This window comes from Burkholderia diffusa (assembly GCF_001718315.1).
GTDB lineage: Bacteria > Pseudomonadota > Gammaproteobacteria > Burkholderiales > Burkholderiaceae > Burkholderia > Burkholderia diffusa_B.
This window is the reverse complement of the sequence record NZ_CP013364.1, coordinates 355,526-373,424: the sequence shown is the minus strand read 5'-3', so window position 1 is coordinate 373,424 and position 17,899 is coordinate 355,526. Positions and strand designations below refer to the sequence as shown.

Annotated in this window: 18 protein-coding genes; 8 read left to right on the top strand and 10 right to left on the bottom strand. The window is 65.4% G+C overall.

All coding sequences use genetic code 11. The features are described 5' to 3' along the window. Window positions 1-169: 169 nt before the first annotated feature. Window positions 170-1,123, top strand: coding sequence for a universal stress protein (locus WI26_RS28460; RefSeq protein ID WP_069228060.1), 954 nt, complete (start codon window positions 170-172; stop codon window positions 1,121-1,123). A gap of 12 nt (window positions 1,124-1,135) precedes the next feature. On the opposite strand, the gene WI26_RS28455 is transcribed toward WI26_RS28460, so the two are convergent. After that, window positions 1,136-3,427: a heavy metal translocating P-type ATPase gene (locus WI26_RS28455; RefSeq protein WP_069228059.1), complete on the bottom strand. Its 2,292-nt coding sequence runs from the start codon at window positions 3,425-3,427 to the stop codon at window positions 1,136-1,138. A gap of 239 nt (window positions 3,428-3,666) precedes the next feature. Here WI26_RS28455 and WI26_RS28450 point away from each other — a divergent pair, with 239 nt between their 5' ends. Further along, window positions 3,667-4,284 carry a VTT domain-containing protein gene (locus tag WI26_RS28450; RefSeq protein WP_059593773.1) on the top strand — a complete coding sequence of 206 codons (618 nt, stop codon included), beginning with the start codon at window positions 3,667-3,669 and terminating at the stop codon, window positions 4,282-4,284. Window positions 4,285-4,334: 50 nt separating this feature from the next. On the opposite strand, the gene WI26_RS28445 is transcribed toward WI26_RS28450, so the two are convergent. After that, window positions 4,335-5,288 carry a cation diffusion facilitator family transporter gene (locus WI26_RS28445; protein ID WP_069228058.1) on the bottom strand — a complete coding sequence of 318 codons (954 nt, stop codon included), beginning with the start codon at window positions 5,286-5,288 and terminating at the stop codon, window positions 4,335-4,337. Between the two features lie 261 nt (window positions 5,289-5,549). On the opposite strand from WI26_RS28445, the gene WI26_RS28440 reads away from it, so the two are divergent. Next, window positions 5,550-5,942: a hypothetical protein gene (locus WI26_RS28440; RefSeq protein WP_059541607.1), complete on the top strand. Its 393-nt coding sequence runs from the start codon at window positions 5,550-5,552 to the stop codon at window positions 5,940-5,942. 99 nt (window positions 5,943-6,041) lie between these two features. Here WI26_RS28440 and WI26_RS28435 read toward each other — a convergent pair whose 3' ends face one another. From WI26_RS28435 to WI26_RS28410, 6 genes are all read right to left on the bottom strand, one after another. Beyond that, complete coding sequence (locus WI26_RS28435) at window positions 6,042-7,430, bottom strand: ATP-binding protein (protein ID WP_069228057.1); 1,389 nt, start codon at window positions 7,428-7,430, stop codon at window positions 6,042-6,044. Further along, a complete protein-coding gene (locus tag WI26_RS28430; RefSeq protein ID WP_059540575.1) occupies window positions 7,427-8,092 on the bottom strand; it encodes a response regulator in 666 nt (221 codons plus the stop codon). Before WI26_RS28430 ends, WI26_RS28435 begins: the two co-directional genes overlap by 4 nt. A 24-nt stretch (window positions 8,093-8,116) precedes the next feature. After that, a complete protein-coding gene (locus WI26_RS28425; RefSeq protein ID WP_069228056.1) occupies window positions 8,117-8,854 on the bottom strand; it encodes a cytochrome b/b6 domain-containing protein in 738 nt (245 codons plus the stop codon). After that, complete coding sequence (locus WI26_RS28420; protein WP_069228055.1) at window positions 8,820-9,341, bottom strand: diheme cytochrome c; 522 nt, start codon at window positions 9,339-9,341, stop codon at window positions 8,820-8,822. The genes WI26_RS28425 and WI26_RS28420 overlap by 35 nt, the downstream gene beginning before the upstream one ends. A gap of 12 nt (window positions 9,342-9,353) precedes the next feature. Continuing rightward, complete coding sequence (locus WI26_RS28415; RefSeq protein ID WP_059511376.1) at window positions 9,354-9,716, bottom strand: DUF1924 domain-containing protein; 363 nt, start codon at window positions 9,714-9,716, stop codon at window positions 9,354-9,356. A gap of 287 nt (window positions 9,717-10,003) precedes the next feature. Next, window positions 10,004-10,696 (bottom strand): CBS domain-containing protein, encoded by a 693-nt coding sequence (locus WI26_RS28410; protein ID WP_059540580.1) that lies wholly within the window; start codon window positions 10,694-10,696, stop codon window positions 10,004-10,006. A 350-nt stretch (window positions 10,697-11,046) separates the two neighbouring features. Between WI26_RS28410 and acsA the strand changes: the two genes are divergently transcribed. The 5 genes from acsA to WI26_RS28385 are packed head-to-tail and all read left to right on the top strand — an operon-like array spanning window position 11,047 to window position 16,227. Beyond that, window positions 11,047-12,816 (top strand): acetate--CoA ligase, encoded by a 1,770-nt coding sequence (acsA, locus tag WI26_RS28405; RefSeq protein WP_059593785.1) that lies wholly within the window; start codon window positions 11,047-11,049, stop codon window positions 12,814-12,816. Next, complete coding sequence (pdhA, locus tag WI26_RS28400) at window positions 12,813-13,835, top strand: pyruvate dehydrogenase (acetyl-transferring) E1 component subunit alpha (protein WP_069228054.1); 1,023 nt, start codon at window positions 12,813-12,815, stop codon at window positions 13,833-13,835. The genes acsA and pdhA overlap by 4 nt, the downstream gene beginning before the upstream one ends. Beyond that, on the top strand, window positions 13,832-14,806 hold the full coding sequence (locus WI26_RS28395) for an alpha-ketoacid dehydrogenase subunit beta (RefSeq protein ID WP_069228053.1): 975 nt from the start codon (window positions 13,832-13,834) through the stop codon (window positions 14,804-14,806). Before pdhA ends, WI26_RS28395 begins: the two co-directional genes overlap by 4 nt. A 27-nt stretch (window positions 14,807-14,833) precedes the next feature. Further along, window positions 14,834-15,970 carry a dihydrolipoamide acetyltransferase family protein gene (locus tag WI26_RS28390; RefSeq protein WP_059799266.1) on the top strand — a complete coding sequence of 379 codons (1,137 nt, stop codon included), beginning with the start codon at window positions 14,834-14,836 and terminating at the stop codon, window positions 15,968-15,970. Then, the gene (locus tag WI26_RS28385; RefSeq protein ID WP_059504882.1) at window positions 15,967-16,227 is read left to right on the top strand and encodes an acyl carrier protein; all 261 of its coding nucleotides are present in this window, start codon (window positions 15,967-15,969) and stop codon (window positions 16,225-16,227) included. Before WI26_RS28390 ends, WI26_RS28385 begins: the two co-directional genes overlap by 4 nt. Before the next feature lie 128 nt (window positions 16,228-16,355). On the opposite strand, the gene WI26_RS28380 is transcribed toward WI26_RS28385, so the two are convergent. Both WI26_RS28380 and WI26_RS28375 read right to left on the bottom strand, forming a co-directional pair. Further along, window positions 16,356-16,886 (bottom strand): flavodoxin family protein, encoded by a 531-nt coding sequence (locus WI26_RS28380; RefSeq protein WP_236849384.1) that lies wholly within the window; start codon window positions 16,884-16,886, stop codon window positions 16,356-16,358. A gap of 302 nt (window positions 16,887-17,188) precedes the next feature. Beyond that, entirely contained in the window at window positions 17,189-17,734 is a 546-nt protein-coding gene (locus WI26_RS28375; protein ID WP_059504884.1) for an Hsp20/alpha crystallin family protein, read from the bottom strand. Between the last annotated feature and the right edge of the window lie 165 nt (window positions 17,735-17,899).

Here is a 17,899-nt window from a genome sequence, read left to right as displayed (position 1 = left end):
CCGCTTGACTCATGTCAACGCGATAGCGGCCATGCGCTCGCCGCGATCGGGCCGCCGTCTCGCCCGGCACCGCGAAGACGAACGCACTTGACGAAGGTCAACCCGGCAGGCACCGACCGTGCGAAAAATGGCCGTGTACAAGACTGTCGCTTGCCATCGGGAGACATTCATGAACACCAGCGCTTCACCCGTCCAGGCAGTCTCCGCTCCCCTGCGGGTGCTGATCGCCATCGACGGCTCCGCCGCATCCGCACATGCACTCGCGTATGCCAAAGCGTTCCTTCCATCGAACGCAGCAGTGCATATCGTCAGCGTTGCAGATAATCCACGGACACTCGTCCCGCGCGGATCGAGATCCACGGCATTTCTCGAATCGGCTCGCGACGAATTGCTGCGAGACGCATCCGACGCGCTGTCGCGCGCCCGAAGCGCAATCCCGCGCGACGACCTCTCGATCGACACGGAAGTCGTCGATCTGTCGACGCACGGCGGGGATATCGCACATGCGCTGGCCGACTGTGCGCAAGCCTGGCAGGCCGAACTCCTGATCGTCGGCGCACGGCAGCATCATGGCCTGCTCGGATGGATCGAAGGAACGGTTTCCGGCCCGCTCGGCAAGCTCGTCGGCTGCCCGCTGCTCATCGTTCCGGAGGGTTTTGCGTCGGTGGCCGAGCACCTGCCGCGGCGGATGCTGTTCGCTGTCGACGGCAGCCCGATTGCGCTTCACGCATTGCGAACGGGATTGAAATTCTCGCGGCCCGAGACCGAATTCCGTGCGATATACGTGCTCGATCGCCCCACATCGCTGGGTGATTTCGTCCCGGTCGAGACGCTGGAAACGGCGTTGGTCAGCGAAGGCAATCACATCCTGCAAAAGGCCATGGCCCTGCTCGACGGCACACCGGCCGGACACGCGCAGTCGCAGCTGATTCAAACGGATCGCACTGGCACGGACGTGCCTCACCTGATCGTGCACGACGCCATCGAATGGAACGCGGACATGGTCGTCATGGGCACTCATGGGCGGCGCGGCGTCACCGGCTGGCTCGTCGGCAGCGTGGCCGGACGCGTTGCGCGCATCACGAAAACGCCGGTCCTTCTCGTAAGTGCGCCGCATGCGTGATGCGTTTCCCCGTCACGCATCCGCGCCGACGGCGTGGAACAGTTCCTCCTCCTGAGCGCAATGCAGGCGTACGATCGCTTCCAGCCCGTACAGCAGGCGTTGTATCGCCTGCACCTGCACGGCGTTGGTTCCGTCACGCGGCAGGTCCGCGACCATCTGCCTGAGCGATCTGACCATCCTGAAGATCTCGCGGTGCGCGCCGCTCATCGCCGCCAGCGGGTCCTCGCCACCGAGAAGCGGGGCAAGACGCGCGTAGACGTCCTGATCGTCGGCGCGTTCGTGCGGCAGCAGCCGTTCGTCCAGCGCGCCGATCATGTGGGCAAGTTCGGTCGCGATGGCAGCCCTGGATAGTTGCGGCATGCGATCCGCGAGATCCCGGATCTGGTCCAGCAACGGTGACAATGCCGCGTGCTCGCGCTTGAGTTGCTCCACGTCGACGTCTGCCAGCCGGGCGTCCGTCGGCCGCGGGCGAACCAGCAGCACGCGCAATGCGTTGACGATGACGACGACGTCGATGACTTCCTGAATGACCGCACCTGCAATCGGCTGCAGGAATCCGGCTGCCGCAATCGTCATCGCGACGACCGACAGCGACATGCCGGCCACCACGCTCTCGATCGCGATGCGGCGCGATCGTCGTGCGATCCGTATCGCATCCACGAGTCGATCCAGCCGATCGACGAGCAGTACGACGTCGGCAGCTTCGGATGACGCGGCCGCCCCCCGCGCACCCATCGCGATACCGACGTCGGCGGCCGCCAGCGCCGGTGCGTCGTTCACGCCGTCGCCGACCATGATCGTCACGCCTTCCTTGCGTGCGGCCTGAATCGCGGCGAGCTTGTCGGTCGGCGTCTGCTCGGCACGCACGTCGGTGACACCCAGCAACTCGCCGACGGCGCAGGCAATGTCTCGCCGGTCGCCCGTGAGCATGACGAGGCGCTCGATGCCTTCCCGTTTCAACAACCGCAATGCCCTCGGTGTTTCCAGCCGCACCTGGTCGGCCATCCGAATCGCGCCGATCATGACGCCATCGACGCCGACGAATACGGCAGCCCCGCCCTCGTTGCCGACCCGCTTGAGGAACGCGTCGCTCCAGGAGGCGACCGTTGAGCAGGCGCCGACGTACCCGAACTTGCCGATCGCGACGGTCCGGTTGTCGACCCGGCCTGTCACGCCCTCGCCCGCCGTTTCCACGATTGCCGACGGCGGCGACAGATCGATCCGGCGTTCCCGCGCGGCGACTGTCAGTGCATCCGAAATGACGTGTCCCGAAGCCTGAGCCAATGACGCCGCGAAACGCAGCACATCGTCCGTTTCGGCGCCCGCGCCGCATTCGATCGCAACGATGCGCGCCCGCCCACACGTCAGCGTCCCGGTCTTGTCGAAGAACAGGATCGTCGCTTGCGCGAGACGCTCCAGCGCGCCCCCACCTTTGACGAGGATGCCGCGTTTCGAACAACGCGACATGCCGGACACGATGGCTACCGGCACGGCGAGGATCAACGGGCAAGGCGTGGCCACGACGAGCACGGCGAGTGCGCGCGCGACGTCGCCGGCCAGCAGCCAGGCGATGCCCGCGACGAGCAACGAAGCGAGCACGAAGAATGCCGCGTAGCGATCCGCGAGACGCACGGACGGACTTCGCTCGCGCTGCGCGCGTTCGACCATGCGAACGATGCCGGCAAACGTGCTGTCGCCCGCCGTCGTGCGAGCAACCATTTCGAACGGCGCACCGGCGTTGACCACGCCGCTGCATGCGCTTTCTCCCGCGCATCGCCGCTGGGTGGACGACTCGCCCGTCAGCATGGATTCGTCGAGTTCCGCGTCATCGGTCAGTGTGCCGTCGACCGGCACGAAGTCGCCGCTTCGCACGAGCAGCCTGTCACCGGGGACGATGGTTTCCACGGCAACGGAACGCCATTCGCCGTTTTCGAACCGGGTTGCCTGTCGAGGAGCACGGCCGAGCAGCGCTGTCATCTCGCGTTGCGCGCGGTCTTGCGCATACCGTTCCAGCGTCCGCCCGCTCGCCAGCATCAATGCAATGACAGTTGCGGCGAGCGTCTCGTCGAGCGCGATCGCCAACGCGATCGCCAGCCACGCGAGCACATCGATGCCCGCCTGCCCTCTCGCGATGGCCGTGGCGAGCGACACCGTCAACACCAGCAAGACCGGCAGCGTGCCGAGCAACCAGATGACCCGCGCGAGTGAAGGCAGATCGAACGCCACGCACATGCCCCCTCCGGCGAGCGTGACGGCCGCGAGAACCAGCAACGCGAGATCGATCGACCAGGGAATTCTCGACATGACGATTTTTCCGAGCGCCGGGCAGGGAGGCGCTCACTGCATCCGGTTCCGACTGAAGATGGCGTGGCATTCAGTCTAGGGAACGTCGCGGTTCGACCGTTGACCTGGGTCAGCACGATCGGCCTGCCGCGCCGCGCCGCGCCGCGCCGGCACGGCGCGCTGCTTGACGTGAGTCAAGCAGCCGCCCCCTTTCATCAGCAAAATTGACAGGTGACACCGGATGCCCTGGAGTCGATATCGTGCTGACGCTGGCTGTACTCTTTCTGCTGATCCTTCTGCTGAATCTCATGCCGGCGTTCGCTCCGCCTACCTGGATGGCGATGTCGTGGGTCGGGTTCAACCTGCCGGACGGCAATCCGTTGATCTTTGCCATCGTGGCGGCAGGCGCGGCAACGACCGGCCGCGTCATTCTGGCGATCTTCGCGCGATCGCTCGTCCGCTCCCGCTGGATGCGGGAATCGGATCGCGAGAATATCGACGTCGCCTCACGCTGGCTGCGAAAGCACCGGACGCTCACCGCCGGCGCGTTCTTCTTTTATGCGTTGAGCCCGCTTCCGTCGAACTATCTGTTCATCGCGTACGGACTTTCCGGGTTGCCGCTCAGGATCATCGCGGCGGCGTTCTTCGTCGGCCGAGCAACCACTTATGCGATCTGGGCGCACCTCGGCCGCTTTGCATCGACCCGGCTCGACCTGGAATCCGGACTCGAAGGCAGCTACCTCGGCGGATACTTCATCGTCACCCAACTGGTGCTGCTCGGGCTCGTGTTCATGTTGATGAAGCTCGACTGGCGCGCACTCTTCAATGAACGTCGGTTGACGTTCCGGCGCGGCCATCGTCCTCGGGGTTCCGAATGACACCGGCATGCGCGACGTGTCGAACGGCCGCGTCGTTTGACCGTTGCTTCCTATCGGCCGCGAATCCCGGACGTGACCTCAACGACACGCTCCCGCTCGCGCGGGTCGACGTGCGTCATCACGTTCAGGACGCGGTGATGCTTCATCACGCGAGCACGCGCATCCACGGCGATGTCGTGTCCTTGCGCAACCGTGAGATCGGCGTCGATGTCGAGATGTACGTCCACGAGGATCAGGTCGCCAGTCTTGCGCGTGCGCAGGTCGTGCACGTCCAGCACACCCCGCGTCGCAATCAGCGTCGCGCGAATCGCCTGCACGTCTTCGGCATCGGCCGCTCGATCCATCAGATCATGCAATGCGTTCCAGCCGAACGTCGCGCCCATTTTCACGATCATCCCGCCGACGATCAGTGCGGCGACAGGATCGAGCAGCGGGTAACCGAACAGGTTGCCGACGATGCCGCAGGCCACCACGAGAGACGATGCGGCATCCGAACGTGCATGCCATGCGTTGGCCACCAGCATGCTCGATTTCACGCGTGTCGCCACGGCAAGCATGTACCGGAACAGGCATTCCTTCGCGGCGAGCGCCACGAGCGCTACCCACAGAGCCGCGACGTGGACGCGCGCGATCGTTTCCGGATGCTCGAGTTTCTGGATGGCGGACCAGAGCATGCCGCCGCCGACCAGCAGCAGAATTGCCGCGAGCGCCAGCGATGCGCCGGTTTCGAAGCGCTGATGGCCGTAAGGATGCTTTTCGTCGACAGGCTTTCGGCTGTGGTGGCCGGCCAGCAGCACGACGAAATCCGCGATCAGGTCGGATAACGAATGAATACCGTCCGCCACGAGCCCCTGCGATCGGGACAGGATGCCGATCACGACCTGGCCGATGCTCAGCGCGAGGTTGACGGCGACGCTCACCCAAGTGCTTCGGGTGGCTGCGGCGGCCATCGCGGGTGTCGCTTCGGCGACGGTTTCCGAAACGATGTCGGGGTTGGTTGGCATCACGATTCAGGTCACGTTTCAGGAAGGAAGGATCGGTGAAGACCGGGAAGTCGCCGGCGACCGGAGCGGCCCGCATGGCACGCCTGCACCGGACGCGTTGGCACTGCGACGTGGAATGATGCGTTTCGCGTCTGACAGTTGCATGTCCACGGCATGTATTCGATGGTATTGACGGTCACTCCAGGGTACTTGATCTGCGGCAAAGGATCGACCGCCCGTTTTGCGTACGGTTGAATCCATGCAAACGACCTGGAGACCGTCATGTCCAGAGCAAACAGGTTCACCGCTTCGTGTCTGATCGGCGTCGCGATTGCGATCACGTCCGGCCTGGCCGATGCGCAGCCGCGCCAGCCCGCGAGCGGTCCCGCCGTCGAGTGGGGCGGCATGATGTACGGCAGCCAGCTGATGACGCCAGCCGAGCGGAACGAGTACCACGCACGCATGCTCGCCGCGAAATCCGATGCCGAGCGCGAGAAAATTCGCGCGGAGCACCACGCCGAGATGCAGAAGCGCGCGAAGGCGCGCGGCATCAAGCTGCCTGACGTTCCCCCCATGAGACGCATGCATCGCGGACAAGGCATGGGTATGGGCATGGGGCCGGGCTACATGCACGGCCAGCCTGGCGGCCCGGCAAGCGGCGCTGCCGGCCAGTAGTCGCACGATACGGCGTGTTCGGTGACGAACCCGCCATGGCGGCCGCGATCGACCGTTTCCGCGACCTCGTACAGCCTGATCGGTGACGTACATGATCGACTAGCGCGTGGCCGCAGCGGCTTCATTGGCAGCCGGCCACGAAACGGTCACGCGCAATCCGCCAAACGCGGGCGATCGATCCACCTGGATGTCGGCCTCGTGCGCCGCTGCGATCCGCCGTACGATCGACCAGCCGAGGCCGCTTCCGCTCGGTCGGGTGCCGGCCGGCCGAAAGAAGCGTTCGCCCAGTCGGTGCAGATCGTCGTCGCCGATGCCCGGGCCGCTGTCTTCGACACGCAGCACGGTGCGGCCGTCCCGTTGGGCAACCGAAACGGCTATGCGCGCCAGCGGCGGGCTGTAGCGAATCGCGTTATCGACCAGATTGCGCGCCATTGCCGCGAGCAACGCTTCGTTGCCGCCGACGATACATGGCGATGGCGCATCGAGTTCCAGCTTCTGCTGTCTCCCGATCGACCGTGGCGCGGCCTCCGCGACCACCCCTTTCGCCACGGCCGATACATCGACCGGCGCGCGGTCCGCCAGTGCCCCCGCATCGAGACGGGAAAGCAGCAGGAGCTGGTCCACCAGACGCGCCGCGCGATCGCATCCTTCGAGAACGCCCCGCAACGCGTGCCGGCGTCGCTCGTCATCGCGCTCGGCCAATGCGACCTGCGCTTGTGCCTTGACGGCCGCGATCGGCGTGCGCAACTCGTGCGCGGCATCGGCCGTGAATCGGCGCTCCGCGTCCATCACGGCGCGAATCCGCGCGAACAGGCCGTTCAGCGCATCCAGCATCGGCCGCATCTCGAGCGGCGTCCGCTCCAGCCGAATCGTATCGAGCGCCTGCGGATTCCGCTTCGCCAGCGCTCGCCCGAAGTCGCGCAGCGGTGCCGTGCCGCGGCGAACCGCCCAGCCGATGGCCAGCACCAGCAACGGCAACGCAGCCGCCATTGGCCAGAACGCGCTGCGCATCACGCCGCCGAGGATCGATTTGCGAGAATCGATTCGTTCACCGACGAACACCTGAACGTCGTCGCGCATCCCGTGCACCACAAATACCCGCCACGCATTCCCGTCGATCACGACGGTCCAGAAGCCGGAAGCCCGATCGCGCCCGGTCAACTCCGGCGCCACCATCGGCCTGGACGGCGCGTTTTCGGAATGCAGGCCGAGCCGGCCTTCATGGAATACCTGAAAGGCCACGCGGGGCCCGTATGGATGCAGGATCGGCGCGTCGATCGCATTGTCGTCGTCGTCCGGCCCGCGTGCCTGCTGCGCGACAAGCAGTGCCGCCGCCTGCGCGAGGTGCCCGTCGAGCAACCGGTCGATCTCGCGCCGCGCATCGAGCCAGGTCAGCATCAGCGTCGATAGCCAGACACCGAGGACCACGGCCGGCACGAGCGTCAGCAGCCGACCATGCAGCGAGCGCGCGGGCAGCACGGCTTTCATGCAGCGTCCCGCATCAGCACGTACCCCACGCCGCGCACCGTCCGGATCAGCTCGCTGCCGAGCTTCGCACGCAAGCGATGGACGTGCACCTCGACGGCATTGCTCTCCACCTCCTGCCCCCAGCTGTACAGATACTGCTCGATCTGCTCGCGCGACAGGACCCGGCCGGCATTCAGCATCAGGATGTGCAGCAGGTCGAACTCGCGCGTGGACAGCGCGACGGCCACGCCGGCGCGGCGCGCGGTGCGCGATGCGGGTTCCAGCTCGACGTCCTGGGCCTGAAGCCGCTCGGTCGGCCGGCCGTGGGCGCGCCGGACCAGCGCGCGCAGGCGCGCGCCGAGCTCGTACAGGTCGACGGGCTTGATCACGTAGTCGTCGGCGCCCACGTCGAGCGCCCTGATGCGGTCGGGCACGGCATCGCGAGCGGTCAGGATCAGGATCGGCAACGCCATGCCGTCGCGACGAATGCGCTGCAGGACATCCATGCCATCCACGAGCGGCAACCCGAGATCGAGGATCGCCGCGGCATGGGCATGCGCGCGCAGTTCGCGCTGGGCAGCGTCGCCGTCGCGCACCCAGTCGACCTGGAATCCTTGCTGGCGCAATCCGGCGCGGATCCCGTCGCCGAGCAGGATGTCGTCTTCAACGAGCAGGATGCGCACGTTCGAGCACTCCGTCCTGGGCCGTCAATCGTTATCCCGGCCCGCCCCGTTCCCGGGGCGGCTGGTGTCCGTCGCAACGGGCCGGTCTGTCAGAGCCGGCTGCGGCGCCGCATGCCACTGCGTCCACCACCAGCCGATCGCCGCCGCCGTCATGACGACTGCAATTCCCCACCAGGCACGCCGGATGCCGTCGATCGGCGCCCCGCGCTTGTAGCCGGTCACCATCGCCCGGGCCAGGTTCTCCCGATGCACGACACTGCTGACGAGTACGGCGGCGACATGTACCGCAACGAGCGCGAGCATCACGTTGGCCGCGCCTTCATGGAGATCGCCGAACGATTCGCCGTTTCCGTTGTACGCCGCCCAGCCGGTTATCCCGGTGACGACGGTCATCGCCAGCATGGCTACGATCGCGACCGCGCCGGCCGGATTGTGGCCGACATGGTGCTCCGGCCGGCCTTTCGCGAGGCTCAGCACGTAGCGGAAAACGGCCGCCGGCGAACGCACGAACGACGAGAACCGCGCATGACGCGTGCCGACCACACCCCATACGACGCGAAACGCGACGAGCGCCAGCATCGTGTACCCGAACGCGGTATGCATCAGCCTCCACCGCTCGCTCTCGGCGGTCAGCCACGCGCCGGCAAAGGCAACGACCGTCAGCCAGTGGAATGCGCGAATCGGAGCGTCCCAGACCAGTATCCGTGCGGGACGCGAGCACGCCGGTTCACCGTGAGCTCGGGATGCGGACGAATCGTTCATCGAAATTTCCTTTGTCTGCTTGCGTATGACATGCGGCGCAATTCGACGGCCGCTTTACCGCCGGGCTGCGCCACACGGACGCGGGAACCTCGTCGTGCGTGGCGGCAAACCATGCCGATCGGGTAATTCGGTCTTCCGGCGGACGGCGGGCCGCCGCGCCCGTCGCCGCGTGTGCCGTCAGCCACGTTTCCAGTTGGCCGATGGTCGTCGGGTCCAGCGTCGCATCGGTGCCGAAGTGGCGATCGAGACCATTCAGGATGCGGCGCCACGACTCGGCAGGCAGTGCCCCGGGCGGATAGGGGACATGGCAGGTTGCGCACTCCTGCTTGTACTTCGGGAGCAACGGAATCGCGATGCCCCGCATTTCGTCTTCGGCCATTGCCGCGCGCGGCAGCAGCGACAGCAGCAGCATCGAGAGCACGCTCGCGCCTGCATGTCGCGGCAGCGCGATCCGGCGCAGAAAGGATGTCGAGTCGACGTTGTTCATGATCGTTCGGCGTCAGGGTTTCAGGCTCATGAGCCAGCTCAGGACATCCGCCTTCTCGGCTGCCGAGCATTCACGCCCGACGACGTCCTTGCAGTTTCTGCGGAACCATTTTTCGGTCCGCGCCGCGTCCGTAAACCGCGCGGGATTGAACGCGGGCGCGAGCGGTTCGATGGTCTTGCCGGTGACGACGTGCCGGCCCGGGCCGGTCGGCGTGCTTCCATGACAGCTTGCGCAACTCCACTCGCGGCCATGCCGGGACGTAAAGAACTGCTGTCCCCGCGCGGGCGCGGCGCTCGTGCCTGCCTGCGTCGTGTAGCCTTCGAGCAGCCGGGCAGGCGTTTCGGCACGGGCACATGCGACGCCGGCAAACAGCATCGAGACAGAAAGGCACGGACAAAGAATCGCGTGACTGGAACGGGATATCCGCATTGTGTTTCTCCTGGGCGATGCGTTCATGTTCGTGCCGGTTCCTTACCGCATTCTTAAGGTTCTGGCGTCCGGTGATCTCCACGGTGCCGCAGAACGCGCGCAATCGTTGCGAACGAGCGAAATATCCTGGCAGGCCTGCGGCGGCGAAGCCTTCGCGCAACACCGTGCCGGCACCGACACATCTCCCTGAATTTCGTTGACTCGCTGCCGGCAACGCGGACTATTGGGTACTTTCACATCGAGGGAAGCGTAACCGGATAGACAAGGTGACTGATTACCTGTTTCACCCCGGGGACGGTCTGGGCGGCAATGCACACTGCTTTGCGCTCCTCCTCGCTAAAGATCACGCCCCAGAGATGCACCACGCCGTTCCTGACGATCACCTGGCCCCGCGATAGTGTCCAGCGTTGGCCTGACATCGCATCCAGTATCGCGTCGCGTATCTCTTCGTCGGCACGTGGGACGGGCGTCTGTTCGTTGTGTGTATCGCTGGCCAGCGCACGCACGAGATCGGCGCGGCTCACCAGCCCCGTCACCTTGTCGTCCTTGATGACCGGCACGCGCTTGATACGGTACCGCTCCAGCAGATCTGCAATTTCGGACAACGGAGTGTCCTCGCAGACAGTGACGACATCGACACTCATCAGGTCCTTTACCTTCTGCGCGTGCGCTTTTACGTACTCGCTGGCCAGTTCGGTGTTGGATGCAAGAAGCTCCAGCCACCAGGAGCGACGCCTGGCACCGGTGCCGATCTCGACGCGGCGCACAAGGTCGCCCTCGCTGACGATACCAATCAGCCTGCCGTCTGCATCTGCTACCGGAACCGCGCTGATCGCGTGGTCGGCGAGCAGCTTGGCGACCTCATGTACGCTCATCTCCGGCGTCGCGAAAATGACCGAGGTCGTCATCACGTCACGTGCCCACATGAGGATTCTCCTTCGACGCGCTGGCGCGACATCGGCTTGTCTGCGGCGGACGCCGCGCGCGCCCAGATCGACCAACCTACAAGACAAATGCTTCACTCAGAAACACAGAACGAATTTGACCGAAATCAAAAGGCAGGGGATCGTACTCAGATTTAGCCAAATGGCCGTTCAAACAATGTCGCGATAGGTTGGCATCCTTCGTGGCAACTTGCGTCCGAATCCTGTTGTCCACCACGAGTGCGACGCGGCCGAGCCCGATTCGGCACCTGCGGTGCGTTGACGCACATCAACGGAAAACCGCCGGCAGCGACCAGAATGAAGCACGTCCGACCCGACCGGATGGTGTCCGAATGAATGTCCCAGCGATCATCGCCAAAACACCTGCCGACCTGCGCGTCGTGCCGAATCTCGTCGACTACGACGGCGAACGGCGCCGTTTCTCGTGGGCGGCTGCGGCGCGGGAACTCGCCATCGAACCGGGCGGCGGAATCAACATCGGGTGGCAGGCGGTCGACCGCCATTGTGCTGGCCCCGGACGCGACAGGATCGCGCTGCGTTTCCTCGCGCGGAACACCCCATCCCGCGCGATCAGCTACGCCGAACTCGCGACGCTGACCGACCGCTTCTGCAACGTGCTGCGTGGCCTGGGCATCGGCAAGGGCGACCGCCTGTTCATCGTCGCCGGACGCATCCCCGAAATGTATGTCGGCGTGCTCGGCGCGCTCAAGAATGGCACGGTTGTCTCTCCCCTCTATTCCGCGTTCGGGCCGGAGCCGATCGCCACCCGCGTGAATCTCGGCGCGGGAACGGTGCTGCTCACGACCGATTCGATCTTCGAACGCAAGATTGCCCCGTGGCGCGAACGCATGCCGGGGCTGAAGCACGTCCTGCTCGTCGCGGACGTACCCGGAACGGCGACGGCCGTACCCGGCACCCACGATCTCGCATCGCTGATGGCCAGTGCGGCAGACACATGCCGCTACGAACCGACGTTCCCGGAAGACATGGCGCTGCTGCACTTCACGAGCGGCACCACGGGCACGCCGAAAGGCGCCGTCCACGTGCATGCGGCGGCGCTCACGCACTGGGTCACCGGGCGGTATGCGCTCGACCTTCATGCGGACGACAACTTCTGGTGCACGGCCGACCCCGGCTGGGTCACAGGTACCTCGTACGGGATCATCGCGCCGCTGCTGCATGGAGTGACCTCCATCGTCGACCGCGAGGAATTCGATGTCGAGCGCTGGTACGGCATCCTCGAGGACGAGCACGTATCCGTGTGGTACACCGCGCCGACCGCCGTGCGCATGCTGATGCGAGCCGGCCCCGGGATCGCTTCGCAGCACGCGTTCCCGGACCTGCGTTTCATCGCCAGCGTCGGCGAGCCGTTGAACCCGGAAGCCGTCTGGTGGGGAAAGGCAGTGCTGGGACTGCCGATTCACGACAACTGGTGGCAAACGGAAACCGGCGGGATCATGATCGCGAATACACCCGCGTTCGACATCAAGCCCGGGTCGATGGGAAGGCCACTGCCCGGCGTGGATGCGGTGATCGTGAAGCGCGACGCCGGTGGCGGCGTGCAACGCGTCGACGAGCCTGGCATCGAGGGCGAACTCGCACTCCGGCGCGGCTGGCCGTCCATGTTTCGCGGCTACCTGAACGAAGACGCACGCTATCGCAAATGCTTCGTCGGCGACTGGTATCTGACCGGTGATCTCGCCAGGCGGGATGCCGACGGCTACTACTGGTTCGTCGGGCGGGCCGACGACGTCATCAAGTCGGCCGGCCACCTGATCGGGCCGTGCGAGGTGGAAAGCGTGTTGATGGCGCATCCTGCGGTCGCGGAGGCGGCGGTCATCGGCAAGCCTGACCCGGTCGTCGGCGAATCGATCAAGGCATTCGTCGTGCTGAACCAGGGCCAGCGCGCCGACGAGGCACTCGGGAAGGCGCTGCTCGCCCACGCGAGAAAGCGCCTGGGCGCGGCGGTCGCGCCCAAGGAAATCGCGTTCGTCGACCAACTCCCGCACACTCGCAGCGGCAAGATCATGCGGCGCCTGCTGAAGGCTCGCGAATTGGGGATGGCGGAAGGCGACACGTCGACACTCGAGAGCGGCGCATGAGCCCCGTCGACCACCCTCCTCCGCTTCCGCCGTCAGGCCCCGTGCCCTATCCGGCGGATCTGGCGTTCGCGCTGCTGCGCGACATGTTGCGCGTCCGTCGCCTCGAAGAAAAATGCGCCGAACTCTACGGCGCGGGAAAGATTCGCGGCTTTCTTCACCTGTATATCGGCGAGGAAGCCACCGGCATCGGCGCCCTGCATGCGCTGACACCCGAGGACAACGTCGTCGCGACCTACCGCGAGCATGCACATGCGCTGGTGCGCGGCATGGACATGGGCGTCCTGATGGCCGAAATGTATGGCAAGCGCGAGGGCTGCGCCCGCGGGCGGGGCGGCTCGATGCACCTGTTCGACCGAAACACCCGGTTGTTCGGCGGGAATGCGATCGTAGGCGGTGGCCTGCCGCTGGCGGTCGGTCTCGCGCTCGCCGAAAGGATGCAGTCGAGCACGCGCGTCACCGCATGTTTCTTCGGTGACGGCGCGGTTGCCGAAGGGGCATTTCACGAGTCGATGAATCTCGCGGCGCTCTGGCGACTGCCCGTGCTGTTCTGCTGCGAAAACAACCTGTACGCGATGGGCACGGCTCTCGAACGATACGAATCCCGAACGGATCTGTGCGCCAAAGCCGCCGCCTACGACATGCGGGTGAGCTCGACCGACGGCATGGACGTCGTGGCCGTGCACGACGCCGCAAAGGAGGCTGTTGCCTATGTGAGAGGCGGCGCCGGCCCGATGTTCCTCGAGCTTCGGACGTATCGTTTCCGCGCGCATTCGATGTATGACGCCGAGCTCTACCGGGAAAAGGCGGAGGTCGACGCATGGAAGACCTGCGGCCCGATCCACACGTTCACCGCAAGGCTCAAGGCCGAAGGCAAGCTGACGGAGGATGCGTTCGTTGCGCTCGATGCCGACGTCGAAGCTGAAGTCGCCCGTGCGGTCGCGTTTGCCGATGACGCGGGATGGGAGCCGGTCGAAGCGCTCGCCAACGACGTCTACACGGCGACGGGAGACCCGCGATGAGCCGCCGTCTGACTTATCGCGAGGCGCTGCGCGAGGCACTGCGCGACGCGCTGTCCAGGGACTCCCGTGTGTTCCTGATGGGCGAGGACGTCGGGCGCTATGGCGGCAGCTACGCGGTGTCGGCCGGGCTGCTCGACATGTTCGGGCCCGAACGCGTACGCGACACGCCGCTGTCGGAACTCGCGTTTACGGGGGCAGGCATCGGCGCGGCGCTGGGTGGCATGCGGCCGATCGTCGAAATCATGACTGTGAACTTCAGCCTGCTCGCGCTCGATCAAATCGTCAATACGGCCGCGCTGTACCACCACATGTCCGGCGGGCAATTCTCGGTGCCGCTGGTCGTCCGCATGGCGACGGGCGCTGGCCGTCAGGTCGCCGCGCAGCACTCGCACAGTTTCGAAGGCTGGTACGCGGGCATTCCGGGCATCAAGGTGCTCGCGCCGGCGACCGTCGAGGATGCGCGCCACATGCTGGCGCCGGCACTGGCCGATCCGGACCCGGTGCTGATCTTCGAACACGCGGGGCTCTACAACATCGAAGGAGACCTGCCGGACCTCGACGGTGTCGACATTCGTACCGCGAAAGTCCGCCGCGCGGGCAAGGACGTCACCATCCTCGCGTACGGCGGCTCGCTGCCGAAGGCGCTCGATGCGGCCGAGACGCTTGCCGACGGCGGCATCTCCGCCGAAGTGGTCGACCTGCGCGTGCTGCGGCCGCTCGACGACGCGACGATCATCGCGTCGGTAACGAAGTGCAGGCGCGCGGTGGTCGTCGACGAGTGCTGGCGCAGCGCCAGCGTCGCCGCGGAGATCATCGCGCGCATCGTCGAGCAGGCATTCTACGAGCTCGATGCGCCGCCGGCGCGCGTGTGCGCCGAGGATGTGCCGATTCCTTACGCCCGGCACATGGAAGACGCGGCATTACCCCAAGTCGACAAGATCGTCACCGCGGTGAAACAATTGCTTTCGTGATTGCTGACCGACTCCGAAGGAGGACGCATGATCGAATTCACGTTGCCTTCCATGGGAGCCGACATGGACGAGGGAACGCTCCTCGAATGGAAGGTCAAGCCTGGCGACGTTGTCAAGAAGGGCCAGGTGGTGGCGATCGTCGACACCAGCAAGGCTGCCGTGGATGTCGAGAGCTGGCACGAGGGAACGGTTGACGAACTGTTCGTGAACCCGGGCGAACGGATCCCGGTCGGCACGCCGATGGCCACGCTGCTCGAACCCGGAGAAGCACCGCCGGCGGTGAGACACACACGCCAACCGGCCGAGCCGGTCGCGGTTGCCGGCCCCGCCCCTCGCCGCAAGATCTCGCCGGCCGCACGCAAGCTCGCGAAGCAGCACCGGGTCGATCCCGACAGTGTCACGGGCACGGGCCCGGCAGGTTCGGTGACGCTTGCGGACGTCGAACGGGCGATCGCGGCGGTGGGTTCGCCCACGGCCGGCGCGCCTGGCGAGCGCTTTCCGGAAATGAGACGGGTGATCGCGGCCGCGATGGAGCGCTCGAAGCGCGAAATTCCGCACTATTACGTGTCCGAGACAATTCCGCTGGGCAAGGCGCTGGCATGGCTCGCAGCCGAGAATGCAGCGCGTTCCGTGACCGACAGGCTGCTTCCGGCAGCGCTTCTGCTCAAGGCGGTCGCGCTCGCACTGCGTCGATTTCCGGAGCTGAACGGGTTCCATCGGGAGGGCGTCTTCCGGCCGGCCGACGCCGTGCATCTCGGCGTGGCGATCTCGCTGCGCCAGGGCGGGCTGGTGGCGCCGGCGCTGCTCGACGCGGATGCCAAGCCCCTGACCCAGCTGATGCGCGAACTGCTCGACCTGACGCAGCGGTGTCGCGCAGGTTCGCTGCGGAGTTCGGAGTTGTCGGAATCGACGATTACCGTGACGAATCTCGGCGATCGAGGTGCCGCCGAGGTGTTCGGCATCATCTATCCTCCCCAGGTCGCGCTCGTCGGTTTCGGGCGAATCACTGAGCGGCCGTGGGCCGAAGACGGCGGGCTGAAAATCATGCCGGTGACGACCGCCAGCCTCTCGGCCGACCACCGAGTATCCGACGGTCATCGCGGCTCGCTGTTCCTGGTTGAACTGGGTGAATTGCTGCAGCACCCCGAGGAGTTGAACCGATGAACAATGCAGACACCCTTTCGGTCGTGCTCGAAACGCTGGCATCGATCGCGCCGGAAATCGACCCGTCGACGCTGCGTACGGATCGTCCGCTGCGCAGTCAGGTCGATCTCGATTCGATGGACTGGCTCAATTTTCTGACGGGCCTTCATGCGCGGCTGAAGGTCGATATCCCGGAACGCGACTATGGCCGTCTGGTTACGCTCGACGATATCGTCAGCTACCTCGCGACCGCGCACGCACGCAGACCGGTCTCTTGAGGCCTGCCCATCGCGCAAGCGTGCGTTTGCACCGGGTTCCGAACGTCGGCTACACCGTTGCATGAAGGCGCCCGATGCCGTGCGACGGTGCCTGAAAGCACTAACGCCCCTGACCCGCCCCGCACGCTTCAGCGAGCGGCAGTCGTCCCGACCGCTTCCGCCAGTCTGCGCGCTGCCTGTTCGGCAAATGCAGCGAGAATCGGGCTGGCATCGCCATGCAAGGTTTCGCGCGGCGTCACGCGACATTCGGCGAGTGGCGACTTGCGTGCCAGCGTCCGCATTTGCGTGAGTGCGGAGTCAGCACCACGTTGCGCGAAGCTGCAGAAGAACGCGACCCGCGGCAGGCGTCGCTGATTCGCGACGAGATACGCGCGCACCGGCGACGATACGCAGCCCGCCCAGACCGGGGAGCCGATCACCACGAGATCGTACGCGGCCGGATCGCGCTGCGTCGCGACGATCTCCGCCGGCTTCTGGTTGATGGCCTCGACGAGCGAACGCAGATAGCCGAACGGGCCGGCGCGATCGCGCGTCACGACGATTTCCTCGACGTCGGCGTCGAGCATTTCGGCCAGTGCTGACGCGGCCCGGCGGGTCGTGCCGGTGCGCGAATAGAACACGACGAGAACCTTGCCGGCATACATGACGACCTCCCACATGCACGCTCGTCGGGCGGTGCGTGCATCCGTTGAATTCATTCGCCACGGCACGCTGGCGATCTGAGGAAAATCGGTCCCGTGTGGGCGGATTGCATTGCATTCGAAGATGCAATCACTGGCGCAACGGCGCCGTGGCCGATATCCCGGTTATTCGGTTCTGCATGCGTCGCGGATGCAGGACCGCCTTTCACCGACCGTCCGAATGTCGGAGTTTCACGGCATGATCGAGCGATCGAGAAGAAAAGCGAACGAATGTGCATCGGCATCCGCCGGCATGCGTCGGCGGATGCCCGCAACCTGCTTCAGCCAGCCTTGACCTCGATCGTCTTCTCGGCCTTGCGAGCTTCCGGCGTCTTCGGTAGCGTGACCGTCAGAATGCCTTTCTGGAACGACGCCTCGATCTTGTTTCTGTCGACTCCGTCGGGCATGCGAAAGTAACGCTCGAACGAGCCGAAGCGTCGCTCGTGGACGTAGTAGTCCTTGTGCTGCTCTTCCTTCTCTTCCTGCTTTTCTCCGCGGATCGACAAGCCGCCGTTCGCGAGCTTGACCTCGATGTCCTTCTCGTCCAGCCCGGGTAATTCCGCGGTGATTTCGTATGACTTGTCGGTTTCCGCGAAGTCGACCGCGGGCTCGGCGCGCCATTCGTGATCGTGGCGCCAGAACGGCTGGAGGTTGAAACCGGGTCGCCGCACCGACGGCACGCCCGCGCTCCGATTGAAATCGTCGAAGAGACGGTCCATCTCATGGCGCAGTGTTTCGATCGGATGCCAGTACGGCGCCCCCATCGGCGCATGCTCCGCACTCTCCTGCGGCTTGTTGACCGGCAGTTTTGTGGACGATTCTTTCATGTCTTGCCTCCTTCTCGTCAGTGACGCACTTATTCTCGATTGGCGATGACCGGGGCAATTGACGGAGATCAACGCTCACGATGGACAGACCGAATGCTTTTGGGCGAGCACATGGCGGTGCGAAACGCGTTGCGCTCGTTGACCCAGGTCAATCGACTCGATGCG